The sequence below is a fragment of the Facklamia sp. P12955 genome, from assembly GCF_050409565.1.
Taxonomy (GTDB): Bacteria; Bacillota; Bacilli; order Lactobacillales; family Aerococcaceae; genus Facklamia.
Genome location: NZ_JBNUPF010000063.1, coordinates 1 through 678, shown reverse-complemented (window position 1 = coordinate 678; position 678 = coordinate 1). Strand labels below are relative to the sequence as shown.

Sequence of the window (678 nt, the reverse complement as noted above, 5' to 3'; positions counted from 1 at the left end):
CATTGAACTCACACTTCTCATGGGCGAGGACTCCTTTGTACTAGGTGGCTAAGTTCTATTTGCGATTTATAAGAACTTTAAATACGGTCAGGACAGCAATTAAATAAAAAAATTTTAGCGCTCATCAGCAAAATTTATTGATTGATTACTATCTTATTGAAAAAAGTCTCTAAATTTCACCTTATTTAAAAATGACTCTCGGGTAACTAATATTATTAATTTAATAATAAAATTTATACAATTAAGATGACTAACTTTAGTTAGCCATCTAGTGTTTTTATAACTAATTTGAGGTTATCAAAAGTGAATAAATAGAATTATTTATTGCGAAATACCACCAGGGCATTGTAAAGGATTGTTACCATCATTACATGAAGTATATGATCCTTTACCGTTTGTAGTTACAATCGGTTTATTCATAGAAGATCTTAATTGAGCTGTGACTGTATTTAAAGGTAACATAATTAGTAAAGAAAATAGTGAAATAATACTAATAAGACGTTTCTTGTTATTTTTCATTCAAATTCTCCTTTAATATTTAAATTTTTATGAGGCCTCTTGAATATTATATATAGCGCTTACATTAGTGTCAATAATTTTTTTCTTTAAATTTGAATGAGCATATGTTAGACGATAATACATATGTGACATAAAACAAATAAAAATAGGGAGCTTCTG

The 678-nt window shown here is 27.4% G+C and carries 1 protein-coding gene; it reads right to left on the bottom strand.

Going from position 1 to position 678, the window contains the following annotated elements; all coding sequences use genetic code 11:
- Positions 1-321 precede the first annotated feature (321 nt).
- The gene (locus tag ACQV2G_RS09135; RefSeq protein ID WP_428876648.1) at positions 322-519 is read right to left on the bottom strand and encodes a hypothetical protein; all 198 of its coding nucleotides are present in this window, start codon (positions 517-519) and stop codon (positions 322-324) included.
- Between the last annotated feature and the right edge of the window lie 159 nt (positions 520-678).